Source organism: Arthrobacter sp. Dra40 (genome assembly GCF_059091905.1).
The window spans coordinates 1-1,686 of the sequence record NZ_JBNHHB010000456.1 but is presented as its reverse complement, the minus strand read 5'-3'; the positions used below and the strand labels follow the sequence as shown (position 1 = coordinate 1,686).

The following is a 1,686-nucleotide window of genomic DNA, read 5'->3' as shown; positions in this document are numbered from 1 at the left end:
GCACCGACAATGACGACGTCGTACTTATGGACCTGCATACTGGATGCTCTTTCTGTTGAACCTAAAATTCTTCGTCGCGGGAGACTCGCGACGGGGCAACGGCGCCGCGGTCTGCCGCGGCACCGGTTACGGTGCCGGGCAGAACGACGGCAGCAGTTCCGCGCTGGCGTTGGCCGGGCACGGATCGAAGGTGAAGATCACCAGAGTGCCGAGCACGATGATGACGGCAGAGGCCACGTAGAGGACCATCTTGAACCAGAAGCGGGTGCTGTTCTTCTCCGCGTAGTCCTCGATGATGGTGCGCACGCCGTTGGTGCCGTGCAGCATGGCGAGCCAAAGCATGGCCAGGTCCCAGATCTGCCAGAACGGGTCGGCCCATTTGCCGGCGACGAAGCCGAAGTTGATGGCATGGACGCCTTCGCCCAGCATCAAGTTGACGAACAGGTGGCCGAAGACGAGCACCACCAGGATGAGGCCGGAGACCCGCATGAACAGCCACGCGAACATTTCAAAGTTGCCCTTGCGGCCCGTGTTGCGCATGTACTCCGGGGCAATGCGGGTGCTGCGGGGAGCCTGGATTTCAGAGTTGACCGACATGACTTAGTGACCCCCGGTGAAAGCGAGCGTGAGGTGGCGAATAAGGAACGGAACCATGACGACGACCCACAGGCCGACGACGCCCCACAGAAGCTTGGCCTGGTACTTCGGGCCCTTCTTCCAGAAGTCGATGAGGATCACGCGCAGTCCGTTGAAAGCGTGGTAGACAATGGCTGCCACCAGACCGGCTTCGAGGACGGCCATGATCGGGTTCTTGTACGTGGCCATGACGGCGTCATAGGCGCCGGGTGACACCCGGACCAGTGCGGTATCCAGCACGTGTACCAAGAGAAAGAAAAAGATTGCGACGCCCGTGATGCGGTGTCCTACCCAAGACCACATGCCTTCGCGGCCGCGGTACAAGGTCCCTGCTGGTGTCTTCGACACTGAATTACCCTCTCCCTGCATCGCAGAGGCGCAGCGTGGCTTCCACGCAAGAGTTGACGCCGGTGCGAGAGCACTCTGTAGCTCAAGACTAATCTAGGCTTCGCTGGGGGGTTATTCAATTTGGGAACCACCCTGTGTGACCTTTTTAACAGTGCCGCGCGCAACCGCCGGCTTACCCCCGGGATCCCGCGGAATTCCGGGGAGCTTACGTTAGTAAAACGTGCCCTCATTCCGGTCTATTCCCCGTTGAGGCCCCGGTAAACCTGCCCGCGGCGGCGGAAATCCGCCCGCGGAATGAAGCCGGTTCCCACCCCGCTGGATTACCGTGGAGAGCGTGAAGACTCAAGCAGCAGACCGGAGCTCGGCCGACAGTGCCGTGCTGGATCGTTTCCATGCGGTGATTCCGGCCGGCGGGACCGGGACGCGGCTGTGGCCGTTGTCGCGGGCCGCGGCACCGAAGTTCCTGCATGATCTGACCGGTTCAGGGTCCACCCTGATCCGCGCCACGTATGCCCGCTTGGAGCCCCTGTGCCAGGGGCGGACCCTCGTGGTGACAGGGAAAGTGCACCGGACGGCGGTCTGTGCGCAGCTGCCCGAGCTGCAGGATTCGAACCTGGTGCTGGAGCCGGAGCCGAAAGACTCGGCGGCGGCCATCGGGCTCGCCGCGGCGATCCTGCACCGGCGCGATCCGCAGATCATTAT

Annotated in this window: 3 protein-coding genes; 1 reads left to right on the top strand and 2 read right to left on the bottom strand. The window is 62.5% G+C overall.

Annotated features, from left to right (window positions below; genetic code table 11):
- Positions 1-126: 126 nt before the first annotated feature.
- Together AC5RWT_RS37125 and sdhC are read right to left on the bottom strand one after the other, a co-directional pair.
- A complete protein-coding gene (locus tag AC5RWT_RS37125) occupies positions 127-597 on the bottom strand; it encodes a succinate dehydrogenase hydrophobic membrane anchor subunit (protein WP_494084576.1) in 471 nt (156 codons plus the stop codon).
- A 3-nt stretch (positions 598-600) separates the two neighbouring features.
- The gene (sdhC, locus tag AC5RWT_RS37120; RefSeq protein ID WP_493968369.1) at positions 601-984 is read right to left on the bottom strand and encodes a succinate dehydrogenase, cytochrome b556 subunit; all 384 of its coding nucleotides are present in this window, start codon (positions 982-984) and stop codon (positions 601-603) included.
- A gap of 334 nt (positions 985-1,318) precedes the next feature.
- Here sdhC and AC5RWT_RS37115 point away from each other — a divergent pair.
- The coding region (locus tag AC5RWT_RS37115) for a sugar phosphate nucleotidyltransferase (RefSeq protein WP_494084575.1) at positions 1,319-1,686 on the top strand (368 nt) is incomplete at its 3' end.